The sequence below is a fragment of the Enterobacter sp. E12 genome (assembly GCF_014596715.2).
Classification (GTDB): Bacteria; Pseudomonadota; Gammaproteobacteria; order Enterobacterales; family Enterobacteriaceae; genus Enterobacter; species Enterobacter bugandensis.
Genome location: NZ_CP115601.1, coordinates 3,995,435 through 4,015,780, shown reverse-complemented (window position 1 = coordinate 4,015,780; position 20,346 = coordinate 3,995,435). Strand labels below are relative to the sequence as shown.

The 20,346-nt window shown below is 56.7% G+C and carries 25 protein-coding genes; 5 read left to right on the top strand and 20 right to left on the bottom strand.

What is annotated here, in order from left to right; translation table 11 throughout:
* Positions 1-37: 37 nt before the first annotated feature.
* The 5 genes from IB212_RS19165 to mutY form a co-directional block, all read right to left on the bottom strand.
* Positions 38-1,294, bottom strand: a complete 1,257-nt coding sequence (locus tag IB212_RS19165; protein ID WP_188245693.1) for a nucleoside permease — start codon at positions 1,292-1,294, stop codon at positions 38-40.
* Between the two features lie 650 nt (positions 1,295-1,944).
* Positions 1,945-3,096 (bottom strand): IS481 family transposase, encoded by a 1,152-nt coding sequence (locus IB212_RS19160; protein ID WP_409033780.1) that lies wholly within the window; start codon positions 3,094-3,096, stop codon positions 1,945-1,947.
* Positions 3,097-3,228: 132 nt separating this feature from the next.
* Entirely contained in the window at positions 3,229-4,305 is a 1,077-nt protein-coding gene (gene mltC / locus IB212_RS19155; protein ID WP_188245989.1) for a membrane-bound lytic murein transglycosylase MltC, read from the bottom strand.
* Between the two features lie 56 nt (positions 4,306-4,361).
* Positions 4,362-4,634 carry an oxidative damage protection protein gene (locus IB212_RS19150; protein ID WP_003862425.1) on the bottom strand — a complete coding sequence of 91 codons (273 nt, stop codon included), beginning with the start codon at positions 4,632-4,634 and terminating at the stop codon, positions 4,362-4,364.
* Positions 4,635-4,660: 26 nt separating this feature from the next.
* Entirely contained in the window at positions 4,661-5,713 is a 1,053-nt protein-coding gene (gene mutY / locus IB212_RS19145) for an A/G-specific adenine glycosylase (protein WP_188245988.1), read from the bottom strand.
* 144 nt (positions 5,714-5,857) lie between these two features.
* Between mutY and trmB the strand changes: the two genes are divergently transcribed.
* From trmB to IB212_RS19130, 3 genes are read left to right on the top strand one after another with little or no spacing between them, the layout of a single operon-like run.
* Positions 5,858-6,577, top strand: coding sequence for a tRNA (guanosine(46)-N7)-methyltransferase TrmB (gene trmB, locus IB212_RS19140; protein WP_028014376.1), 720 nt, complete (start codon positions 5,858-5,860; stop codon positions 6,575-6,577).
* A complete protein-coding gene (locus IB212_RS19135; protein ID WP_028014375.1) occupies positions 6,577-6,903 on the top strand; it encodes a YggL family protein in 327 nt (108 codons plus the stop codon). The genes trmB and IB212_RS19135 overlap by 1 nt, the downstream gene beginning before the upstream one ends.
* Positions 6,904-6,957: 54 nt before the next feature.
* Positions 6,958-7,677 (top strand): DUF2884 domain-containing protein, encoded by a 720-nt coding sequence (locus IB212_RS19130; protein ID WP_188245987.1) that lies wholly within the window; start codon positions 6,958-6,960, stop codon positions 7,675-7,677.
* Between the two features lie 70 nt (positions 7,678-7,747).
* On the opposite strand, the gene IB212_RS19125 is transcribed toward IB212_RS19130, so the two are convergent.
* The 6 genes from IB212_RS19125 to IB212_RS19100 all read right to left on the bottom strand — a co-directional run bounded on the left by IB212_RS19125 (position 7,748) and on the right by IB212_RS19100 (position 11,464).
* Complete coding sequence (locus tag IB212_RS19125) at positions 7,748-8,086, bottom strand: endonuclease domain-containing protein (RefSeq protein ID WP_028014373.1); 339 nt, start codon at positions 8,084-8,086, stop codon at positions 7,748-7,750.
* 63 nt (positions 8,087-8,149) lie between these two features.
* A complete protein-coding gene (hemW, locus tag IB212_RS19120) occupies positions 8,150-9,292 on the bottom strand; it encodes a radical SAM family heme chaperone HemW (RefSeq protein WP_188245986.1) in 1,143 nt (380 codons plus the stop codon).
* The gene (locus tag IB212_RS19115; protein ID WP_010435473.1) at positions 9,285-9,878 is read right to left on the bottom strand and encodes an XTP/dITP diphosphatase; all 594 of its coding nucleotides are present in this window, start codon (positions 9,876-9,878) and stop codon (positions 9,285-9,287) included. Before IB212_RS19115 ends, hemW begins: the two co-directional genes overlap by 8 nt.
* 3 nt (positions 9,879-9,881) lie before the next feature.
* Entirely contained in the window at positions 9,882-10,178 is a 297-nt protein-coding gene (yggU, locus tag IB212_RS19110) for a DUF167 family protein YggU (protein WP_047364545.1), read from the bottom strand.
* On the bottom strand, positions 10,175-10,741 hold the full coding sequence (locus IB212_RS19105) for a YggT family protein (protein ID WP_045260768.1): 567 nt from the start codon (positions 10,739-10,741) through the stop codon (positions 10,175-10,177). Before IB212_RS19105 ends, yggU begins: the two co-directional genes overlap by 4 nt.
* Before the next feature lie 21 nt (positions 10,742-10,762).
* Positions 10,763-11,464 carry a YggS family pyridoxal phosphate-dependent enzyme gene (locus IB212_RS19100; protein ID WP_188245985.1) on the bottom strand — a complete coding sequence of 234 codons (702 nt, stop codon included), beginning with the start codon at positions 11,462-11,464 and terminating at the stop codon, positions 10,763-10,765.
* Between the two features lie 17 nt (positions 11,465-11,481).
* On the opposite strand from IB212_RS19100, the gene IB212_RS19095 reads away from it, so the two are divergent.
* Positions 11,482-12,462, top strand: a complete 981-nt coding sequence (locus IB212_RS19095) for a type IV pilus twitching motility protein PilT (protein ID WP_041908325.1) — start codon at positions 11,482-11,484, stop codon at positions 12,460-12,462.
* A gap of 9 nt (positions 12,463-12,471) precedes the next feature.
* Here IB212_RS19095 and ruvX read toward each other — a convergent pair whose 3' ends face one another.
* The 9 genes from ruvX to IB212_RS19050 form a co-directional block, all read right to left on the bottom strand.
* A complete protein-coding gene (ruvX, locus tag IB212_RS19090) occupies positions 12,472-12,888 on the bottom strand; it encodes a Holliday junction resolvase RuvX (protein WP_188245984.1) in 417 nt (138 codons plus the stop codon).
* Positions 12,888-13,448, bottom strand: a complete 561-nt coding sequence (locus IB212_RS19085) for a YqgE/AlgH family protein (RefSeq protein ID WP_028014368.1) — start codon at positions 13,446-13,448, stop codon at positions 12,888-12,890. The genes ruvX and IB212_RS19085 overlap by 1 nt, the downstream gene beginning before the upstream one ends.
* 82 nt (positions 13,449-13,530) lie before the next feature.
* Positions 13,531-14,478 (bottom strand): glutathione synthase, encoded by a 948-nt coding sequence (gene gshB / locus IB212_RS19080; RefSeq protein ID WP_033146605.1) that lies wholly within the window; start codon positions 14,476-14,478, stop codon positions 13,531-13,533.
* A 19-nt stretch (positions 14,479-14,497) separates the two neighbouring features.
* On the bottom strand, positions 14,498-15,229 hold the full coding sequence (gene rsmE, locus IB212_RS19075; protein WP_041908327.1) for a 16S rRNA (uracil(1498)-N(3))-methyltransferase: 732 nt from the start codon (positions 15,227-15,229) through the stop codon (positions 14,498-14,500).
* 51 nt (positions 15,230-15,280) lie between these two features.
* Entirely contained in the window at positions 15,281-15,988 is a 708-nt protein-coding gene (endA, locus tag IB212_RS19070) for a deoxyribonuclease I (protein ID WP_028014365.1), read from the bottom strand.
* 94 nt (positions 15,989-16,082) lie between these two features.
* Entirely contained in the window at positions 16,083-16,580 is a 498-nt protein-coding gene (locus tag IB212_RS19065) for a SprT family zinc-dependent metalloprotease (protein ID WP_136485047.1), read from the bottom strand.
* A gap of 58 nt (positions 16,581-16,638) precedes the next feature.
* Positions 16,639-18,036, bottom strand: coding sequence for a galactose/proton symporter (gene galP, locus IB212_RS19060; protein WP_041908328.1), 1,398 nt, complete (start codon positions 18,034-18,036; stop codon positions 16,639-16,641).
* Between the two features lie 359 nt (positions 18,037-18,395).
* The gene (metK, locus tag IB212_RS19055) at positions 18,396-19,550 is read right to left on the bottom strand and encodes a methionine adenosyltransferase (protein WP_041908329.1); all 1,155 of its coding nucleotides are present in this window, start codon (positions 19,548-19,550) and stop codon (positions 18,396-18,398) included.
* Between the two features lie 186 nt (positions 19,551-19,736).
* Complete coding sequence (locus tag IB212_RS19050) at positions 19,737-20,024, bottom strand: hypothetical protein (RefSeq protein ID WP_041908330.1); 288 nt, start codon at positions 20,022-20,024, stop codon at positions 19,737-19,739.
* A gap of 189 nt (positions 20,025-20,213) precedes the next feature.
* Between IB212_RS19050 and yqgB the strand changes: the two genes are divergently transcribed.
* Complete coding sequence (yqgB, locus tag IB212_RS19045; RefSeq protein ID WP_127312443.1) at positions 20,214-20,345, top strand: acid stress response protein YqgB; 132 nt, start codon at positions 20,214-20,216, stop codon at positions 20,343-20,345.
* Position 20,346: the final 1 nt, after the last annotated feature.

Sequence of the window (20,346 nt, the reverse complement as noted above, 5' to 3'; positions counted from 1 at the left end):
GTAGGCCCGGTAAGCGAAGCGCCACCGGGCACAACAATTAATGCGCAATCGGCTGTGTACCGTGCGCTGTGCGAACGTGCTTGTACTTGAACAGCGCGAGGAACGCGAAGAACAGCACCAGCGAATACGCCGCGAAGATCAGCCACACGGGCTGCCAGTCGGTCATACCGTTGGTGGTGTACATCTCAACCACTTTACCGCTCACCACGCCGCCCAGAATACAGCCGAAGCCGTTAGTCATCATCAGGAACATGCCCTGCGCGCTGGCGCGGATTTCAGGCTTCACCTCTTTTTCCACAAACACCGAACCGGAAATGTTGAAGAAGTCGAAGGCGCAGCCGTAAACAATCATCGACAGCACCAGCAGCACGGTGCCGAACGCGCTCGGGTCGCCGTAGGCGAACAGGCCGAAGCGCAGCATCCACGCGGCGATACTGATCAGCATGACGTTTTTGATGCCGTAGCGGCTCAGGAAGAACGGGATGGTCAGGATGAACAGCGTCTCGGAGATCTGCGAGATGGACATCATCACCGACGCGTGCTCAACGATAAAGCTCCCGGCAAACAGCGGATCGTTATCGAAGCTGTGCAGGAAGGTGTTGCCGAACATGTTGGTGATTTGCAGCTCCGCGCCCAGCAGCATGGAGAAGATAAAGAAGATCGCCATGCGCTTGTTTTTGAACAGCGCGAAGGCGTCCAGGCCAAGCATGGTGCTCCAGCTCTGGTTTTTCTGCTGGTTAGATACCGGAATGGTTGGCAGCGTCAGGGTGAACAACGCCAGCAGTACGGAGAGCGCAGCACCAATATACAGCTGCATGTGGCTCAGCTCGAAGCCCGCGAAGCTCACGCCCCACATCGCCATGATAAAGCCGATGGTGCCCCAGATACGGATTGGCGGGAAGTCGGTGACGATATCCAGGCCGGCAGATTTCAGGCGGTAGTAGGAGATGGAGTTGATCAGCCCAAGCGTTGGCATATACGCCAGCGAGTTAAGCAGGATCACCATAAACATCGCCCCCGGCGTGGTCACTTCGGCCGCCATAAACAGCGTCCCCGCACCCACCAGATGGCAAAGCATATACAGCCATTTCGCACTTAACCATTTATCCGCCACGATACCGAGCAGCGTTGGCATGAAAACAGCCGCAATACCCAACGAGCTGTAGACGGCACCGATTGACGCACCATCAAACTTGAGCGTCACAAACATATAGGAGCCGAGTGTAGTCAGCCAGCTACCCCACAGGCAGAACTGCAGAAACGACAAGATTTTAAGCTGCAGCTTAAGGTTCATGTTACTTTCCTCACAAGTGAGCGGGAGATATGTTGTTATAGGAACATTCAGGGTTGTTATTTGATGCAATTCTATCAGTTGGCAACGATATGTTTTGTTATCTCCCGCAAAAAAATGCAATCCACATTAATTTGCAGTTTGGATTGTGATGCAAATAACATTTTCGTATGGGTGGAGGATAGGTGCGGCCTGATGCCCTCACCCTGACCCTCTCCCACAGGGGAGAGGGATCCCCAGTAATTTTTTCCTGAAGCGATGAACATTGCTTCAGAGAAATGAATAACTTACAGCGATGTCCTGGTCCGGCTGTAAATCGCTGAGGCGTTTCCTGTAGGCCGGGGCGAGGCGCATGGATGCGCCGAGAGGGCGGGCTTTACAGGGATGTTACCTCCGCCCGCCCCCGACAAGCCGAAAGGAATAAGCCGAAGGCACCGCGAAGCGGCGATTTACCGCCGGGAGCCCGGGTCGCCAGGGCGGCGGCGATTGAGCCGCCCTGGCACGTTCACCGGCCATGTCCTTACAGAGTAGCAAGGAACATAAAGTGAACGGAATGACCACTTCAGCCGTATGTTCCCCCTCACCCCAGCCCTCTCCCTCTGTACAGTCCGGGGACATGGTAGACAGGTGTTCGGGGACATGGTGAACACTTTTTAACATCCTTTACCCATGGTGATCGACTTTTTCTTCAGGTCGATCACCCCCACTTTCGTGCTGTACCACCACACTTCATAGCAGCCGTCATCCTGTGTCTCCCTCAGCCCGACCCGTTCTCCCCTGAACGCCTTGCCTGCGCTCAGACTGACACCCTGTATGCTCAGCTTTCCGCTGACATCCACTTTCCTGACCTTCACCCCTTCATCGTATTCAGGTGGCGTTACGCTGCCGCTGTACTGCCGGGCAGACGGCTGATAACGCGAGGCCGGTACCGCCATATCCAGCGCCTCGTGCGGGCGTTCAAGGTTGTACACCGTGCGCCAGTGATCGAAAGCGCGCTGCAGCTCTCCGCTGTCCGCGAACCATTTTCCCTGCAGCATTTCCGCCTTCAGGCTGCGGTGAAAACGCTCCAGCTTGCCCTGCGTCTGCGGATGATAAGGCCGGGAGTGCCCCACCCGGATACCGTGGCGCATCAGCCACAGCTCCAGCGCCGTCCAGGTGCCGGTGGTGTCGCCCCACGGTGAGCCGTTGTCCATCGTCATCCTGTCCGGCAGGCCGTAGCGTTCAAACGCACTGACCAGCTGCTGCACGGTCTCGCGCCGTTCATCGGTACAGTGCGCCAGGCACAGGGAAAAACGGGAGTGGTCGTCCAGCAGGGTGAGCGGATGGCAGCGGCCACCGCCAAAGGGAAAGTGGCCCTTAAAATCCATCTGCCAGAGGCGATTCGGCGCGTCGTGTTCGAACCGTCCCGTGGCGGGAATGCCCGGTGTTGCGCCCGGCAGCAGGCCGTGACGGGCCATCAGGCTATGGACGGTGCTGAAGGCGGGCATACGGTGCCCCTGGTCTTCAAGCCAGCGCTTAATCTTGCGGGCGCCCCAGCGTTGATGACGGTCATGGGCCATGCGCAGCAGGGCGGTGATGTCGTCAGATGAGCGGTTCGGGGAATGGTGCGGTATGCGCGGGCGGTCCTGAAGGCCGGCGGCACCTTCCTGAGCCCAGCGGCGAAGCCACTTGTAGGCGGTGGCAGGAGAAATGCCGAACTGACGGCAGAGGGAACGGATGTTCGCCCCGTCCTGCGAGGCGAACAAAACAAACTCGGTACGTAATGACATGGTATCTCTCGCATCCCAGGGCATAAGCGACTCCATAAACGGGTTCTTATACCTCAGTTGTAAGTGTCTACCATGTCCCCGAACAAGTGTTCACTATGTCCCCGGACCGTACACCCACAGGGAGAGGGTAAGCAGAACGCCTTCTCCTTGCTGGAGAAGGTGTGTTGATTATCGACGACGATAGTTTTTCTGCGCCGTATTCACCTTATACAGGTACCGGCGGGACTCCGCAGACGGGTGGCGGGTGGTGAGGGTGGAGTAAACATCCCCCGGCGTCATGCTGTTGATGATGTTCGCAGCCTGCACTTTGTCATTCGAGAAGACGCGCAGCACGCTGCCCGCGCCGCCGTTATAGGCGGTGATCACCGCGTAGCGACGCGACGTCGGGTTATCAATTCCGCCGAGATAGATATTGTTCAGCATCGCCAGATAGGCCGTGCCGGTATCAATGTTGCTTTGCGGATCGAACAGATAGCTGCGGCTCGGCGTGCCGGATTTCCCCTGCGAGCGGAAGACGTCTTTACCGGCGCTGTGCTGGACAACCTGCATCAGCCCCAGCGCGTCGGAACGGCTGACCGCGTACGGGTTGAACGAGGATTCGGTCTGCATAATCGCCAGGATCAGCGACTCGTCCACGCCATACTTACGCGACGCCTGACGCACCATGCCCAGATACTTATGCGCACGCTTGTCGAGGTGGTTCGGGACAAGGTTAATGGTAACGCTGTAGATAATCTTCAGGCCGTTAGAGCGGCTCTTCAGGCGCGTCTGCAGCAGGTAGTCGGCAAATTTCGTAGCGCGACCTTCCCAGCGGATCGGCTGTCCGGTCTGGTCGACAACCTGACCGTACAGGAACGGCTCTTTCGAAATGGTGATGTCGTCCGCATCGGAGTAGAGATCGATAGATCCCGGATCGTCACCCATCAGCAGGGTTTTGACGATCGCCTGACGCAGCCGTGCCGCAGGGTCGGTGCCTGCGATGGTCTCAATGGTGATCGTACCCTCATCAAAGTTGATGTGGCTACGGGTCAGATAGGCGTCGGTGTACTTAACGTAGTCCTTCGGTCCGGCAATAAGAACTTCGTTAAATCCCCATATGTTCTCGATGTTATGGGCAAACTGCCCCATCAAAATGTCAAAACCGTTGGTGTCCTTGACCCAGGCTTCATTGTAATCATCGCCTTTTTTGGACGAGCACGAGACCAGCAACGGCGCAACAAGGGCTAGCGCTAAAAGTTTTTTCATCATTCCGGGAGTGCGTGTTGTGTTTGCTTTAACGGCGGGGTTTCACCCGCACGCTGTTATTTTTCCGGCGGCGTATAGCCTTCGATGTGGACGTCTTTGCCCTCGAACAGGAAGTTCACCATCTCCTGCTCCAGCAGCTTGCGGTGCTCCGGGTTCATCATGCTGAGCTTTTTCTCGTTGATCAGCATGGTCTGTTTTTTCTGCCACTGTCCCCAGGCTTCTTTGGAGATCTCGTTATAGATGCGCTTGCCCAGGTCGCCCGGGTAGAGCTGGAAATCCTGGCCTTCAGCGTCGCGCTGCAGGAAAGTACAAAAAATGGTTCTGGCCATACGTATTCCTCTTTGTGTTGCCGATGCTAAACCATTGCACCGGCACGTAATTGCTGTAACAGGCGCTCCACGGGAGCCGCCAGCCCGACTGATGGCGGTTGCGCTAAGTTATACCAGAGAGCGGTGCCTTCATCCATGCAGGAGGTGAATGAGGACACGGGAAGCCACATCGGTACTATATCCAGATGGAAATGGCTGAAGGTGTGGCGAAACGCGGTCAGCTGCGTCAGGGTATCTGCAGCAATGCCGCGCTGTTCAAGCCATTCACGCAGCAAGTCTTCATCTTCAAACTGTGGGAAGCAGTATAGACCACCCCACAGACCGCTCGGCGGACGCTGGGCGAGGAAGACCTCGTCACCGTGCTGCATCAGCAGCATATAGCCGGTGCGCTCCGGCAGCGTCTGTTTAGGTTTCTTACCCGGATACTGCGCCCATGACTGGTTGGCATACGCCACGCAGAGGTTGTTCACCGGGCAGAGTTCGCACTTTGGTTTTGAGCGCGTGCAGACCATCGCGCCAAGATCCATCATCGCCTGGTTAAAACGCTCTACGCCCTTCGCCGGGGTGACCGCTTCAGCGATCTCCCACAGGCGTTTTTCAACGTCTTTCTTACCCGGCCAGCCGTCAACGGCGTAGCAGCGTGCGAGCACGCGCTTCACGTTGCCGTCGAGGATCGGGAAATGCTTGCCTAATGAAAGGGAGAGGATCGCGCCTGCGGTTGAACGTCCTACGCCGGGTAAATCCGCCACCTCGTCAAAGGTTTCAGGGAATTTACCGTTGTGGCGGGTGGCGACCTGCTGCGCGGCCTTGTGCAGGTTGCGCGCGCGGGCGTAATAGCCCAGCCCGGTCCACAGGTGCAGCACTTCGTCCAACGGCGCGTTTGCCAGGTCGGTGACCGTCGGGAAGCGTGCCATAAAACGCTCGAAGTAAGGGATCACGGTGGCGACCTGCGTTTGTTGCAACATCACCTCGGAGAGCCATACTTTGTAGGGCGTTTTTTCAATTTGCCAGGGCAGGGTTTTACGCCCGTATTTGTCGTACCAGTCCAGCACCTGGGCTGAAAATTGAGAGGCTTGCATGGTCATCGATTCGCATAATCAGGGACGCAGATTGCAGCACAGCGTCCATCTGCTGTAAACCGGATCTTTCCCATGCTTGCATAGAAGCCTTAACTTTGGATAATGCCCGTTTCCCGAACATTCTCACAAGCAGACAACTCTTTTATGAAAAACGACGTCATTTCACCGGAATTTGATGAAAACGGTCGCCCGCTGCGCCGTATTCGCAGCTTTGTCCGCCGTCAGGGCCGCCTGACCAAAGGGCAGCAACACGCGCTGGACAACTACTGGCCGGTGATGGGCGTTGAGTTCAGCGAGCAGCCGCTCGACTTTACCGAGCTGTTTGGCCGCGACGCGCCCGTCACGCTGGAGATCGGGTTTGGTATGGGCACCTCGCTGGTCACTATGGCGAAAGCGCGCCCGGAGCAGAACTTCCTCGGCATTGAAGTACACTCGCCGGGCGTCGGCGCGTGCCTGGCAACGGCCCACGAAGAGGGCGTTGAGAACCTGCGCGTGATGTGTCACGACGCGGTGGAAGTGCTGCACAAAATGATTCCTGACAATTCTTTGAACATGGTTCAGCTCTTTTTCCCTGACCCATGGCACAAAGCGCGTCATAATAAACGCCGTATCGTTCAGGCACCGTTTGCCGAGCTGGTGAAAAGCAAGCTCAAGCTGGGCGGCGTTTTCCACATGGCGACCGACTGGGAACCTTATGCGGAACACATGCTGGAAGTGATGTCGTCTCTGGACGGGTACAAAAATCAGTCCGAGAGCAACGACTACGTACCGCGTCCGGAATCGCGTCCGGTGACAAAATTTGAACAGCGTGGCCATCGTCTTGGTCACGGCGTATGGGACTTAATGTTCGAGAGGGTGAAATAATGGCAAAGAATCGTAGCCGTCGTCTGCGTAAAAAGATGCACATCGAAGAATTCCAGGAAGTGGGCTTCTCCGTTGCCTGGCGTTTCCCGGAAGGCACCAGCGTTGAGCAGATCGACCAGGACGTTGATGCGTTCATCAACGAGGTAATCGAGCCAAACAAGCTGGCCTTCGACGGTAGCGGCTACCTGGCATGGGAAGGTCTGATCTGCACCCAGGAAGTGGGCAAATGCACCGAAGAACATCAGGCCCTGGTTCGCAAATGGCTCGAAGAGCACAAGCTGGAAGATGTCCGCGTGAGCGAACTTTTCGACGTTTGGTGGGACTAATAAAGCAGTAAGCGGGCCAGCATTAGCTGGCCCATTTTGTCTGAGGGAGTGTTTATGATGCGCAAAACGTTGCTGGCTGTTGCTTTGATGGCAACCGGATTCACCGCCCATGCGGATTATCAATGTAGCGTCACCCCGCGTGATGACGTGGTGTTAAGCCCGCAAACCGTGCAGGTCAAAGGCGAGAACGGCAATCTGGTGATTACGCCGGAAGGGAACGTCACCTTTAACGGCAAACAGTACAACCTGACTGCCGCACAGCGTGAGCAGGCGAAAGATTATCAGGCCGATTTGCGTACCGCGCTGCCATGGATCAATGAAGGTGCCCTGACGCGCGTCGAAAAGAGCCGCGTCGCGCTGGACAACATCATCACTAAAGAGGTGGGGGAGAGCAGTAATATGCGCTCCCGCCTTACGAAGCTCGACAAGCAGCTCAAAGAGCAGATGAACCGCATTATCGAGACGCGCTCTGATGGCCTTACGTTCCACTATAAGGCGATCGATCAGGTCCGCGCCGACGGCCAGCAGCTGGTGAACCAGGCGATGGGCGGCATCCTGCAGGACAGCATCAACGAGATGGGGGCGAAAGCCGTGCTGAAAGGCGGCGGTAACCCGCTGCAGGGCGTACTGGGCAGCCTGGGCGGCTTGCAGACTTCCATTCAGAACGAGTGGAAGAACCAGGAAGATGATTTCCAGCAGTTCGGCAAAGACGTGTGTAAACGCGTGGTGTCGCTGGAAGACAGCCGGAAGGCGCTGGTGGGGACGCTGAAGTAAGTTCTCTGCGCGCTGGGTCCCTCTCCCCAGGGGAGAGGGTGTAATTGTTCCCTCTCCCTGTGGGAGAGGGTCAGGGTGAGGGCATCAGGCAGCGCAGTCGTTGCCTGATAGCCATTAACACCTCCTCCTCGTTTGTCCTGAATTCGTTATTCCAGAACCGTAGTATTTCCCAGCCGTTCGCATTCAAAAATTCAGTACGACGTGAATCATAGGTTTCGTTATTCTGATGTTGGCCACCGTCCAGCTCGATAATCAGCTTTGCCTTAAAACAGGCAAAATCCACGATATATGCACCAATCGGCATCTGGCGGCGAAACTTATAGCCAAAGAAGCGGCGTCCCCTGAGTAAATACCAGAGGCGTAACTCTTCGGGCGTCATTTGTTTACGGAGTTGTTTTGATTTTTCCATCCCCATACTCTGCCAGCCTTTCCCTTAGCCGGCAGAACGGGATGCGAAATCCTGAATCAGCCTTCAGGAATCTTCAGCGAGGAACAGCTCAAGAAGGGAGTTTAAGAACAGCTTGCCGTGCTCGGTGATCTGCCAGCATTCCTCACTCTCGGTGAGATACCCCTTTGCCAGCGCTTCGTCAATCTGCGGACGAATCACCGATTCCGCCAGGCCAGTGTACAGCGAAAACTCCGCGCGCGGCGCGGCTTCCAGCAGGCGGAAACGGTTCATAAAGAACTCAAACGGCTTATCCGCCGCCTCAACGTCGTGCTGACGCTCCAGGTAGCGGCCTTCCATATACCCGCGCGGGTGGCGGGTTTTGGCGGTACGCAGAATGCGACCATCCGGGAAGGTCACCTTGCCGTGGGCGCCGCAGCCAATCCCCAGATAATCACCAAAACGCCAGTAGTTCAGGTTGTGCTGACACTGGAAGCCCGGCTTCGCGTAGGCGGACGTTTCATACTGCTGATACCCGGCAGCGGTCAAAAGCTTGTGGCCCTGCTCGAAGATATCCCACAGCGCGTCGTCATCCGGCAGCACCGGAGGGCGGGAGCCGAACAGCGTGTTTGGCTCGATGGTGAGCTGATACCACGACAGGTGCGGTGGATTCAGCGCAATGGCCTGGCGCAAATCGTCCAGCGCCTCTTCCAGCGACTGATCCGGCAGGCCATGCATCAAATCGAGGTTAAAGCTGCGCAGCCCAAGCCCCGTTGCCAGGTTCGCCGCGCGCTTCGCCTCTTCCGGGCCGTGAATGCGCCCCAGACGCTTCAGCTTCGGCTCGCTAAAGCTCTGCACGCCGATGGAGATGCGGTTCACGCCCGCGCGCTGATACTCGACAAAACGGTCGGCCTCAACGGTGCCGGGGTTGGCTTCCATCGTAATTTCTGCATCCTCCGCCAGGTTCAGGCGCGCACGCACGCCGTCCAGCAGCGTCTGCATTGCCGGGCCTGACAGCAGGCTCGGCGTACCGCCACCAATGAAAATGGTCTTAACTTCACGTCCCTGCGCGTACGGCACATCGGCGTCCAGGTCGGCCAGCAGATGCGCGACGTAGTCATCGTGCGGCACTTCGCCCTTCAGCGCGTGCGAATTGAAATCACAGTACGGGCATTTCTGCACGCACCACGGGATATGAATATAAAGACTCAGAGGCGGCAAATTAGCCATTACGCAGTGCTTCCAGTAACAGTTTCAGCGCGCGTCCACGGTGGGAAATCGCGCTTTTCTCTTCGCGGGTCAGTTCCGCAGCGGTTTTGCCCTCGGTCGGGACAAAGAAAATCGGGTCGTAGCCAAAGCCGCCGTTGCCCGCCGCTTCACGGGTAATCACGCCCGGCCAGCTGCCGTGACAGACAATCGGCGTCGGGTCTTCCGCATGACGCATGTAGACCAGCACGCAGTGGAACTGCGCGGTACGCTGTTCGTCGGGAACGTCCTTCAGGGCCACGAGCAGCTTTTCCAGATTCTGCTGGTCGGTGGCGTCCACCCCGGAATAGCGGGCGGAGTAAATCCCCGGCGCACCGCCGAGAAAATCCACGGCCAGACCGGAGTCGTCGGCAATCGCGGGCAGGCCGGTTACCTGCGCCGCATGGCGCGCTTTCAGAATGGCGTTTTCGATAAACGTCAGGCCCGTCTCTTCGGCGGACTCCACGCCCAGCTCGGTCTGAGCCACCACGTCCAGCCCAAAATCATTTAATAGCGAGGCCAGCTCGCGCACTTTACCGGCGTTACCGGTCGCGAGAACAACTTTCTGCATGGTTTAGTCCTGTTCTGTCAGAGCCGCGACTTCCGTCGGGATAGATTGCGGATTAAGGATTTTCACCTGTTTATGCCGCCCAAGTTCACCTTTTTCAATGATGACCTGGCTTTTGGCGACGCGAAACTGTTTTGCCAGATATTTGGTCAGATGCGCGTTCGCCTGGCCATCGACCGGTGGGGCGGTGATGGCGACCTTTAGCTCGTCGCCATGCAGCCCAACAATACTGTCACGGCTGGCTTTCGGCTGAATATACAGCCGTAAAACCAGCCCGTCGGTGCAGGTGCTTACTGCACTCATAGCGCCATCCACAGCCCCGGCAGCAGCATATCGCCCGTAGACTGGAGCAGTTCGGCGATCCCCATGTTGATCACATAGAGCAGCAGCACCAGGATCATCGGGGAGAAGTCGATGCCGCCCATGGACGGAAGCAGGTTACGGATCGGACGCAGCAGCGGCTCGGCCAGCTGAATCAAGGCGTACTCTACCGGGCTACGCCCCTGGCTTACCCAGCTCATGATCGCCATCACCAGCAGTACCCAGAAGATCAGCAAACCGACGGTTTTGATCAGAATCAGGACGGCGGCAATCCAGATAATCGGCTGGAAGGTGATGACCATAAACAGCACGATGGCTTTGAGCACGCTCAGAATAAACGCCACCAGCAGCGAAGCGCTGTCGATGGGGCCCATGGCCGGGATAATACGGCGCAGCGGTCCGACAACAGGTTGCGTGATTTTCACGACAAACTGGGAGAACGGATTGTAAAAGTCACAGCGGGCCCACTGCATCCAGACGCGCAGCAAAAGCGCCATCGTGTACAGCTCAATGACCGTTGAGAGCAGGAAAGTCAACGTCTTCATGGCGTTCCTCAGGTTTCCTTATTATTTGGTGTAGTCGCGCGCACCGAAAATGGCTGTGCCGATGCGCACCATAGTGCTGCCTGCCGCGATGGCGGCTTCCATATCATCCGACATGCCCAGTGAAAGCGTGTCTACCGTTTCATAGCGCGCTTTAAGCGCCTCAAATGCTACAGCCATTTGCTGTGCCACGGCAAACTGCCTTTCATAACTTGACTCAGGTGCCGGAATGGCCATCAGTCCGCGCAGGGTTAAGCGCGGCAGGGCGGCCACCTCTGCGGCCAGCGCATCCAGCTCGTTCAGCGCAATGCCGGACTTGCTGTTTTCATCACTGATGTTGATTTGAATCAGCACGTTAAGCGCAGGCATCTCCGCCGGGCGCTGGTCGTTCAGACGGGAAGCAATACGCAGACGGTCGATGGTATGGCACCAGTCAAAGTGCTCTGCCACCAGACGGCTTTTGTTCGACTGCAGGGGACCAATAAAGTGCCATTGCAGATCGGACGTCTCCTGCTCCTGGAAGTAGCGAATTTTATCCACACCTTCCTGCACGTAGTTTTCGCCAAACGCCCGGTGACCTGCAGCAATCGCTTCTGCGATGGCGCTCGCAGGCTTGGTTTTGCTGACTGCAAGTAGCGTAATTTCTTCTGAAGCACGGCCGCAACGCGTTGCAGCGGCTGAGATTTTGTCCCGGACCTGTGCCAGGTTATGCGCAATGTCGTTCATTTTCCGAGGAGTAGTCTATGGATGTGGAAGAAATTGTGGCCCTTAGTGTAAAGCATAACGTCTCCGATCTACACCTGTGCAGTGATTCACCACCGCGCTGGCGCAGATTGGGCCGCCTTGAGCCGGCCCCGTTTCCGCCGCCGGACGTCGGGGCGTTGCTAAAGGCGTGGCTCAACGACGAACAGCAGGGCGCATGGTGGGCAAACGGGCAGGTCGATTTTGCCGTGACGGTCGCAGGAGACCAGCGTCTGCGCGGCAGTGCGTTTAAGCAGATGAAGGGCATCTCCGTTACCCTGCGGCTGTTGCCGCGTTCCTGTCCGCAGCTCCCTTCGCTTGGGGTGCCGCGCGCTATTCCCGAACTGTTGTCCAGCGACAACGGGTTGATTCTGGTAACGGGAGCGACCGGCAGCGGTAAATCCACCACGCTGGCCGCAATGGTCGACTTCCTCAACCGCCATACTGACGGCCATATCCTCACGCTTGAAGATCCGGTGGAGTTTATGTACCAGAGTGAACGTTGCCTGATTCAGCAGCGGGAGATAGGCCAGCACAGCCCGTCATTTGCAGAGGCGCTGCGCAGTGCGTTACGCGAGGACCCGGACGTTATTTTGCTGGGGGAGCTGCGCGACAGCGAAACGATCCGCCTGGCGCTGACGGCGGCGGAGACCGGGCATCTGGTGCTGGCGACGCTGCATACGCGCGGGGCAGCACAGGCGATTGAACGGCTGGTCGATACGTTCCCGGCGCAGGAGAAAGATCCGGTGCGTAACCAGCTGGCTGGCAGCCTGCGGGCAGTGCTGGCGCAAAAGCTGCTTCCCGATCTTCAGGGTGGGCGCGTCGCGCTGTACGAGCTGCTGGTAAACACCGCGGCGGCGGCGAATCTGATTCGTGAGGGGAAGACGTGGCAGCTGCCCGGCATCATTCAAACCGGCCAGCAGGCGGGAATGCAGAACTTTGACCAGAGCCTGGCGGAGAGACGGGCACAGGGGCGGCTTTAGGCCCCTGCGTTAAAAGCCCTGTTCGAAGTAGCTTTCGAGGATGATAACGGCTGAAGCGGAGTCTACGCTGCCTTTGTTGAGCGACCGGAAGCCACCGCGTTCAAACAGGCCTGCACGCGCTTCGACGGTGCTGAGACGCTCGTCGTGAAGCTTCACGGAGACGCCAAAGCGGCCATGGATTTTATTGGCGAATTTACGCGCGCGGGCGGTAAGCGGTTGCTCGGTGCCGTCCATGTTCAGCGGCAGGCCGACAATCACGTCGTCCGGCTGCCACTCTTTGAGCAGGCGCTCAATCAGGTTCCAGTCCGGCGTGCCGTCGTTAGCTTTCAGCGCCGTGAGCGGGCGGGCGGTGCCGGTGATCCGTTGACCCACGGCGACGCCGATGCTTTTGGTGCCGAAGTCGAAGGCGAGAAGGGTGCCGCTCATTACGCGTGCCCCGCTACGCCAGGCATGGTCAGAATATCAATGCCAATCAGCTTTGCCGCGTCACGCCAGCGATCGGCAATAGGGGTTTTAAACAGAATATTCATGTCCGCAGGTGCGGTAAGCCAGGCGTTATCGAGGATCTCTTGCTCAAGCTGGCCTTTCTCCCACGACGAATAGCCCAGCGCCACCAGCACTTCGGAAGGCTGCTCAGCGGTGCCCAGCGTTTCAAGCACGTCGCGCGAGGTGGTGATCACGGTGTTATCGGAGATGCGAATGCTGGAAGAGAATACCGGCGGGGTATGCAGGATAAAGCCGCGATCTTCGGCAAGAGGTCCACCCAGCATCACCGGTTTATCAAGCCGGATTTCCGGCAGGCGCGCTTCAGCCGAGATTTTCAGCTTGTCCAGAATCCCTTCAACCTGCAGGTTTTCCAGCGGTTTGTTGATGATAATACCCATCGCGCCGTCTTCATTGTATTCACAAATATAAACCACGGCGCGGCGAAAAATCGGATCCTGGAGAGCAGGCATGGCAATAAGAAAGTGATGCTGTAAATTCATTGTCAGAGGTACTGTTTCCTGGTTTAAAAAGCGACAGCGTCCAGTATGCGGAGAAACCCGGGCGCTGTCACTCATTGGTGGGTTATTTCTGCAGGCGTTTTTCGATAGCGTCCATCAGCATTCCGGTGATCGAGATCGGGAACTCCGCTTCGATTTCGCGAATGCAGGTTGGGCTGGTGACGTTAACTTCAGTCAGGCGATCGCCGATGATATCCAGGCCAACGAAGATCAGGCCTTTGGCTTTCAGCGTTGGGCCAACGCGGCGGGCAATTTCCCAGTCGCTTTCGGTTAGCGGGCGCGGCTCGCCGCGGCCACCTGCCGCCAGGTTACCGCGGGTTTCGCCACCCTGTGGGATACGCGCCAGGCAGTAAGGCACCGGCTCACCGTCCACGACCAGCACGCGCTTATCGCCATCTTTGATCGCTGGAATATAGTTTTGCGCCATGCAGTAACGCGTGCCCAGCTCGGTCAGCGTTTCGGCAATCACGCCAATGTTCGGGTCGCCTTCCTTCACGCGGAAAATAGACGCGCCGCCCATGCCGTCCAGCGGCTTCATGATGATGTCGCCGTGCTTCTGCCAGAATTCTTTCAGCTGCGCTTTGCTGCGGGTGACCAGCGTTTCCGGCGTCAGGTCAGAGAACCAGGCGGTGTAAAGCTTCTCGTTGCAGTCGCGCAGGCTCTGCGGCTTGTTGACGATCAGCGTCCCTTTCTCTTCGGCACGCTCAAGGATGTAGGTGCTATAGATGTATTCGGTGTCAAACGGCGGATCTTTACGCATCAGGATGACGTTGAGGTCGGCCAGGGCAATGTCCTGCTCGGTGCCGAATTCGTACCATTTGTCGTAGTTCTGCTCGACGTTAACGATGCGGGTGCGTGCGCGGGCTTCACCGTTGATCAGATAAAGATCGTTCATCTCCATATAGTGGAGCTCATAGCCACGACGCTGCGCTTCCAGCAGCATGGCGAAGCTGGAGTCTTTCTTGATGTTAATGTTTGCGATGGGATCCATCACGATGCCGAGCTTTATCATGTTCTTCTCCGTTAATACTTCAACCCAGATCGCCAAACCGTACCTGTAGCGCGGTTATGGCCGTGAGTGCCGTTGTCTCAGTGCGCAGAACGCGAGGTCCCAACAGAATATCAGTAAACTGGTAGCGCGCCGTCATCGCAATTTCGTCCGCCGACAGGCCGCCTTCGGGGCCAATCAGCAGGCGTACGCGCTCAACGGGCAGCGGCAGCGTATTGATGCTGGCGCTGGCGCGCGGATGAAGATTGAGCTTCAGCCCGCTATCCTCTTCTGCACACCAGTCCTCCAGATCCATCGCCGGGCGGATCTCCGGGATACGGTTGCGGCCGCTCTGTTCGCAGGCCGCAATGGCGATTTTCTGCCACTGCTGGATCTTTTTGTTCAGACGTTCCGCATCCAGTTTAACGCCACAGCGCTCGGAAAAAAGTGGCGTAATGAGGCTTACACCCAGCTCAATGGATTTTTGAATGGTGAACTCCATCTTTTCTCCGCGCGACATCACCTGCCCAAGGTGGATGTGCAGCGGCGATTCACGGTCGTCCACTTCGCCGCGCAAGACATTTACATGCACGCTTTTTTTATCCGCCCGCGTGATTTCCGCGTCGAAAACCTGATTAGAGCCGTCGAACAGCTGTATTGCCTGGCCAGCCCCCATGCGCAGCACGCGGCCAACGTGGTTAGCGGCGTCGTCAGACAGGGCGATTTCGCGGCCTGCGGTAATCAGTTCAGGGTGGTAAATGCGGGGAATGCGCATAGTCAAAAATTCCATATGTCATGCGGTATAAGCGAATTGCCGTAGTGTAGGTTAGCTCTTTTGCGCCTGGCAAGCCCGCTGGACGTACGGGTTATGATTCCCCTGGACTCTGGCGATACGTTCGTCGCGCTGGCATTCCCATTCCGTCACCGGATACTGCTTATCCCAGGCATTGAACAACTGCGTCTGCTGGCGTGAAAGGTTGAGGTCATAACGGTCACGCATGTAGAAGTAGGTGCGGGCGATGCTGCCGCGCGCGCGGGCAGGGGGCTCGGCGACTTTCTCTTTGAAATCTACCTTCATACCGCACTGGCCGTACTGGCCTTCGCCACCGTTCCACTGGCTGTACATGAAATTGCCGCGGTCGCCGTTCACTTCACCTACCGCAGGCTGCAGGTTATGCATGTCGCTTTCCATCTGGCGATAAACCGGATCTTTGGCGCAATTTTTACGTCCGCCGTCCTGCCAGCACTGGCGCTGGTGACCAAACTGCCAGGCCGGAACGACATGCTCCCACTCGATGCGGCTGGCGCGGTTTTCGTTTTTACGCACCTTATAGCCGCAGGATTCGAGGTCAACGACCCCTTTTTTGCCCTGCCAGTTAATTTTGCAGCCGCAGTAGAAATCGCCCGGCACATCGGCGTTCACCTTCACGCCTGCTGCCTTGGCCTGGGAAAAACTGTTGATACCGTCGGCCAGGGCCTGACCGGAAAGCGCCGTCGCCAGAAAAGCGACCGCGAGAGAAACATTACGGGACATCTTACACTCCGTGTCAAAACGAGCCCGCAACGTAACGAATGTTGTTCCTGTATGCAATCAGTCAGATCAGGAAAGTTCCTGAAAGTTCAGGTGATTACTCTGCAATCAGCGGTTCGCCGCATTTGACGCAGCGGTAGGTCGCCTCACCGCGCACCACGCGGTTATGGCGGCGGACGGTAAGCTGGTGCTGCTGACACTGGCAGCGATAGGGGAAGGTATTGCGGCGTACCGATTCCAGCTCGAACTGATGGGTACGGCGCGCCGGAACGCCGAGCACCGCCTCCATCATCCACTTCCACTCTTTGCCGTGCGGCGCGACGCGGCCAAAATGCTTCCATACCAGAAGGTGCGCCAGCTCGTGCGGCACCACTTCTTCAATAAACGCCTGCTGGTTTTCCATCATCAGCACCGGGTTCAGGCGGATCTCGTACGGTTCCAGCCAGGCGGTGCCGGCTGCGGTGCCGCGCTGCTGATAGACCAGCTTCGGTTCAGGGTAATTGCGGCCGAGTTTCAGATTCGCCTGGGCAAGTTTTTCCCGCAGGCTGCGCATAACGGCTTGCTGAATGGCGATGGGGAGACGGGGAGCTTTCATAGGGGCAGAGCATAAAGCGGGAAGCGGGGAGGCGCAAGAGGCGCCTCCCGCAAGAGGATTAGTCGTGGGCGCCGATTTCGCGCAGCGGACGACCTTTCATCAGGTTACGTTCAATATGTTCCAGAGAAACATGTTTGGTTTCTGGAACCAGCCAGACGGTCAGCACAATGAAGAAGATATTCAGACCGGCGTAGACCCAGAAGGTGTTGGCATTGCCCAGGGTGTTGAGCATGGTCAGGAACGTTGCGCCGACGATCATGTTGGCAATCCAGTTGGTTGCGGTAGAGCAGGTGATACCAAAATCACGCCCTTTCAGCGGCTGGATTTCAGAGCACAGTACCCAAATCAGCGGACCGGCGCTCATCGCAAACCCGACGATAAACATCAGCAGCATGCCCACCGCGAAGTACTGGGCGGTTGGGGAGTGGATGCCCACATGCATCATCGTACCGAGAACGCCCATACCCGTCGCCATCACCAGGAAGCCCAGGGTCAGGGTTGGCTTACGACCCCAGCGGTCCACCAGGCCGATGGCGATAAAGGTCGCCAGCACGTTGGTCAGGCCCACGATGACGGTGCCCCACATCTGCTCGGTGGTGTTGGTGTAGCCCGCCAGTTCAAAGATTTTTGGCGCGTAGTACATGATGACGTTCATCCCGGTGAACTGCTGCATCACCTGCAGCAGCACGCCGAGGAACACCGCCCGACGGAAGTTGCTGTTCTCTTTAAACAGCGCCCAGCCGGACTGTTTTACCTTCAGGCTTTCGCGGATCTCTTCCAGCTCGTTTTTCGCTTCCGCGCTGGTATCACGCAGGCGGAGCAGCACGCGTTCGGCATCAACGAAGCGACGTTTGGCGGCAAACCAGCGCGGGCTGTCCGGCAGGAAGAAGACGCCAATCAGCAGGAGAATGGCTGGGATGATGATCACGCCGAGCATCCAGCGCCATGCGCCGCTGTAGCTGAACGCGGTATCGGACAGGTAAGCGCCGAGAATACCGATGGTGATCATCAGCTGGTACATGGAAATCATACTGCCGCGGATTTTCTCCGGCGCAATTTCGGAGAGGTAAAGCGGGGCGGTGTAAGACGCCACGCCCACCGCAAGGCCCAGCAGCACGCGGGAAAGAATAAGCACTTCAACGTTAGGGGCGGCAGCGGAGAAGAGCGAACCGGCGACGAAGAGGATCGCACCGATCATCAGGCTCTTTTTGCGTCCGAGCTTGAAGGAGAGCCAGCCGCTGCCGACGGCCCCAACGGCCGCACCGAACATCATGGAGCTAACCACCCATTCCTGGGTATGCGCGTTAATCTGGAATTCGTCTGCGATGAAGGGAAGAGCGCCGGCGATGACGCCAATATCCAGGCCAAAGAGTAATCCTGCCAGGGCGGCGAGGAAGCAGACGAAGAAAGTCATCGCCTTGTTGGACGTACGCCCCTGTTTTTTATTGTCAGGCATTATGCCCTCCAGTTGGGTTATCAGTTTTATTGATGATAAGGGTAGGTGAGCGACCCGTAAAAATATGTGAGATTAATCACAATGGTGTAATCGGTTACACTAACGTGCAACCGTAAAAATTATTAAAGCTTTGAAAATATAGAGGTAAACGAGGTGATGCGCATCGCGTTTGTTTGAATTTCAGACTTAACTGAAAGGAAATGTAACAGCAGAAGAAAGGCGATCATGCAAAGAGAATATTCTGAAAGAGGGGTATATCCGGTGCGGTGTAATCGCTTTCAGTTGTGCGGCTTTAGCCGCCCCCCGACATAAAAAAAGCCAGCACAAAGGCTGGCCTGTTTAATACTCTCGGCTGTCGATTACTTCAGACCGGCAGCTTCACGCAGCAGAGCGGCTTTGTCGGTTTTTTCCCATGGGAAATGTTCACGACCAAAGTGACCGTATGCAGCGGTTTCCTGGTAGATTGGGTGCAGCAGATCCAGCATCTGAATCAGGCCGTATGGACGCAGGTCGAAGAACTCGCGCACCAGCAGGGTCAGCTGTTCTGAAGGCACTTTCTCCGTACCGAAGGTTTCCACCATGATGGAGGTTGGCTCAGCCACGCCGATTGCGTAGGAAACCTGAATCTCACAGCGGTCGGCCAGGCCGGCAGCAACGATGTTTTTCGCTACATAGCGCGCAGCGTACGCGGCAGAACGGTCAACTTTAGACGGATCTTTACCGGAGAACGCGCCGCCACCGTGACGCGCCATGCCGCCGTAGGTATCAACGATGATTTTACGACCGGTCAGGCCGCAGTCGCCCATTGGGCCGCCGATAACAAAGCGTCCGGTTGGGTTGATGAAGAATTTGGTTGCTGAGCTCAGCCATTCGGTTGGCAGAACCGGCTTGATGATCTCTTCCATCACTGCTTCCTGCAGGGATTTCTGATCGATCTCTTCGGCATGCTGGGTAGACAGCACAACCGCGTCAATACCGACGATTTTGCCGTCGTCGTACTGGAAGGTGACCTGGCTTTTCGCATCCGGGCGCAGCCACGGCAGGGTGCCGTTTTTACGCACTTCAGCCTGACGCTGCACCAGACGGTGTGCGTAGGTCACAGGTGCTGGCATCAGCACATCGGTTTCGTTGGTTGCATAACCGAACATCAGGCCCTGGTCGCCCGCGCCCTGTTCCAGCGGATCGGCACGGTCAACGCCCTGGTTGATGTCCGGAGACTGTTTGCCAATCGCGCTCAGTACCGCGCAGGAATTGGCATCAAAGCCCATATCAGAATGCACATAGCCGATCTCACGCACCGTGTTACGGGTGATCTCTTCGATATCAACCCATGCGCTGGTGGTGATCTCACCGCCAACCAGAACCATGCCGGTTTTGACATAGGTTTCACACGCTACGCGCGCTTTAGGATCCTGCGCCAGGATCGCATCCAGCACCGCATCGGAGATTTGGTCAGCAATTTTATCAGGATGTCCTTCTGATACGGACTCGGACGTAAACAGGTGTTTTGCCATGTTTTATTTCACCTAAGAGGAATTTGGTTAGCTCAAGCTGCTGTGTGGAATAGCCAAAGGAGATAATTCTACCAAGGCCTGCAGGTTTTTGACACTGGCAGTATGAGTGTTAATCAGTATAGATGGATTAACATCTGGATGGCTATTTTAGGTCACTTCTTCGCCCGATTTCCAGTTTTTTTTGATTCATCTCTCACTGCGTTGAAATGGCTGCTGGAAATTTTTCCTGACGCTGCTGGCAACACGCGTATTTTTGTTTTGCTTTTTAGCCCCCTTCTCGGTATAAAACGCGGCGCGCGGCTCATATAAAATCAGCGCTCGATGAATACATCGTGTCGCCACTTCCAGCCGGGTTGAGCAGTGAACTTTTAGCTTTGGCTTGGGGTCCGTTTCATCAGAGGCGGCCGTGGAGGTGATACGAGATAATGAACCATCGTTTTCCGCTAATTCAGCGCTGCCGTTCTGGCGCGCCATTGATTCCCGCAACCCGCATTTCTAGTCTGCAAACCTGCCGATGTTATACCCATCTCGGCGCTTCTCAGGATTCAAGGGCCGGTTACGCTCTGTGAAAACTGAACAAGGGCGCTCTTGTTAATACAAGAGTTTTCTCGTGGTTTCGCCGAACCTTGTCATACAGAGTTCGGATACGTGTTTTACAATGATATGAATAAGAAACCGGTCGCACGGTCTGGATTTCAGCATACTCTGCTGGGAAACGGAGCCGTTTATGGGTTGTTATCGCCGTATAACGCTGCGATAGTAGTCAACTGTTTTACACTTAATACAAAGAGTTGAG

Bases quoted from the DNA above. Each gene is read 5' to 3' on its own strand.
- IB212_RS19165 (WP_188245693.1), bottom strand. From the start codon at position 1,294: ATGAACCTTAAGCTGCAGCTTAAAATCTTGTCGTTTCTGCAGTTCTGC.
- IB212_RS19160 (WP_409033780.1), bottom strand. From the start codon at position 3,096: ATGGAGTCGCTTATGCCCTGGGATGCGAGAGATACCATGTCATTACGT.
- mltC (WP_188245989.1), bottom strand. From the start codon at position 4,305: ATGAAAAAACTTTTAGCGCTAGCCCTTGTTGCGCCGTTGCTGGTCTCG.
- IB212_RS19150 (WP_003862425.1), bottom strand. From the start codon at position 4,634: ATGGCCAGAACCATTTTTTGTACTTTCCTGCAGCGCGACGCTGAAGGC.
- mutY (WP_188245988.1), bottom strand. From the start codon at position 5,713: ATGCAAGCCTCTCAATTTTCAGCCCAGGTGCTGGACTGGTACGACAAA.
- trmB (WP_028014376.1), top strand. From the start codon at position 5,858: ATGAAAAACGACGTCATTTCACCGGAATTTGATGAAAACGGTCGCCCG.
- IB212_RS19135 (WP_028014375.1), top strand. From the start codon at position 6,577: ATGGCAAAGAATCGTAGCCGTCGTCTGCGTAAAAAGATGCACATCGAA.
- IB212_RS19130 (WP_188245987.1), top strand. From the start codon at position 6,958: ATGATGCGCAAAACGTTGCTGGCTGTTGCTTTGATGGCAACCGGATTC.
- IB212_RS19125 (WP_028014373.1), bottom strand. From the start codon at position 8,086: ATGGAAAAATCAAAACAACTCCGTAAACAAATGACGCCCGAAGAGTTA.
- hemW (WP_188245986.1), bottom strand. From the start codon at position 9,292: ATGGCTAATTTGCCGCCTCTGAGTCTTTATATTCATATCCCGTGGTGC.
- IB212_RS19115 (WP_010435473.1), bottom strand. From the start codon at position 9,878: ATGCAGAAAGTTGTTCTCGCGACCGGTAACGCCGGTAAAGTGCGCGAG.
- yggU (WP_047364545.1), bottom strand. From the start codon at position 10,178: ATGAGTGCAGTAAGCACCTGCACCGACGGGCTGGTTTTACGGCTGTAT.
- IB212_RS19105 (WP_045260768.1), bottom strand. From the start codon at position 10,741: ATGAAGACGTTGACTTTCCTGCTCTCAACGGTCATTGAGCTGTACACG.
- IB212_RS19100 (WP_188245985.1), bottom strand. From the start codon at position 11,464: ATGAACGACATTGCGCATAACCTGGCACAGGTCCGGGACAAAATCTCA.
- IB212_RS19095 (WP_041908325.1), top strand. From the start codon at position 11,482: ATGGATGTGGAAGAAATTGTGGCCCTTAGTGTAAAGCATAACGTCTCC.
- ruvX (WP_188245984.1), bottom strand. From the start codon at position 12,888: ATGAGCGGCACCCTTCTCGCCTTCGACTTCGGCACCAAAAGCATCGGC.
- IB212_RS19085 (WP_028014368.1), bottom strand. From the start codon at position 13,448: ATGAATTTACAGCATCACTTTCTTATTGCCATGCCTGCTCTCCAGGAT.
- gshB (WP_033146605.1), bottom strand. From the start codon at position 14,478: ATGATAAAGCTCGGCATCGTGATGGATCCCATCGCAAACATTAACATC.
- rsmE (WP_041908327.1), bottom strand. From the start codon at position 15,229: ATGCGCATTCCCCGCATTTACCACCCTGAACTGATTACCGCAGGCCGC.
- endA (WP_028014365.1), bottom strand. From the start codon at position 15,988: ATGTCCCGTAATGTTTCTCTCGCGGTCGCTTTTCTGGCGACGGCGCTT.
- IB212_RS19065 (WP_136485047.1), bottom strand. From the start codon at position 16,580: ATGAAAGCTCCCCGTCTCCCCATCGCCATTCAGCAAGCCGTTATGCGC.
- galP (WP_041908328.1), bottom strand. From the start codon at position 18,036: ATGCCTGACAATAAAAAACAGGGGCGTACGTCCAACAAGGCGATGACT.
- metK (WP_041908329.1), bottom strand. From the start codon at position 19,550: ATGGCAAAACACCTGTTTACGTCCGAGTCCGTATCAGAAGGACATCCT.
- IB212_RS19050 (WP_041908330.1), bottom strand. From the start codon at position 20,024: ATGGCGCGCCAGAACGGCAGCGCTGAATTAGCGGAAAACGATGGTTCA.
- yqgB (WP_127312443.1), top strand. From the start codon at position 20,214: ATGAATAAGAAACCGGTCGCACGGTCTGGATTTCAGCATACTCTGCTG.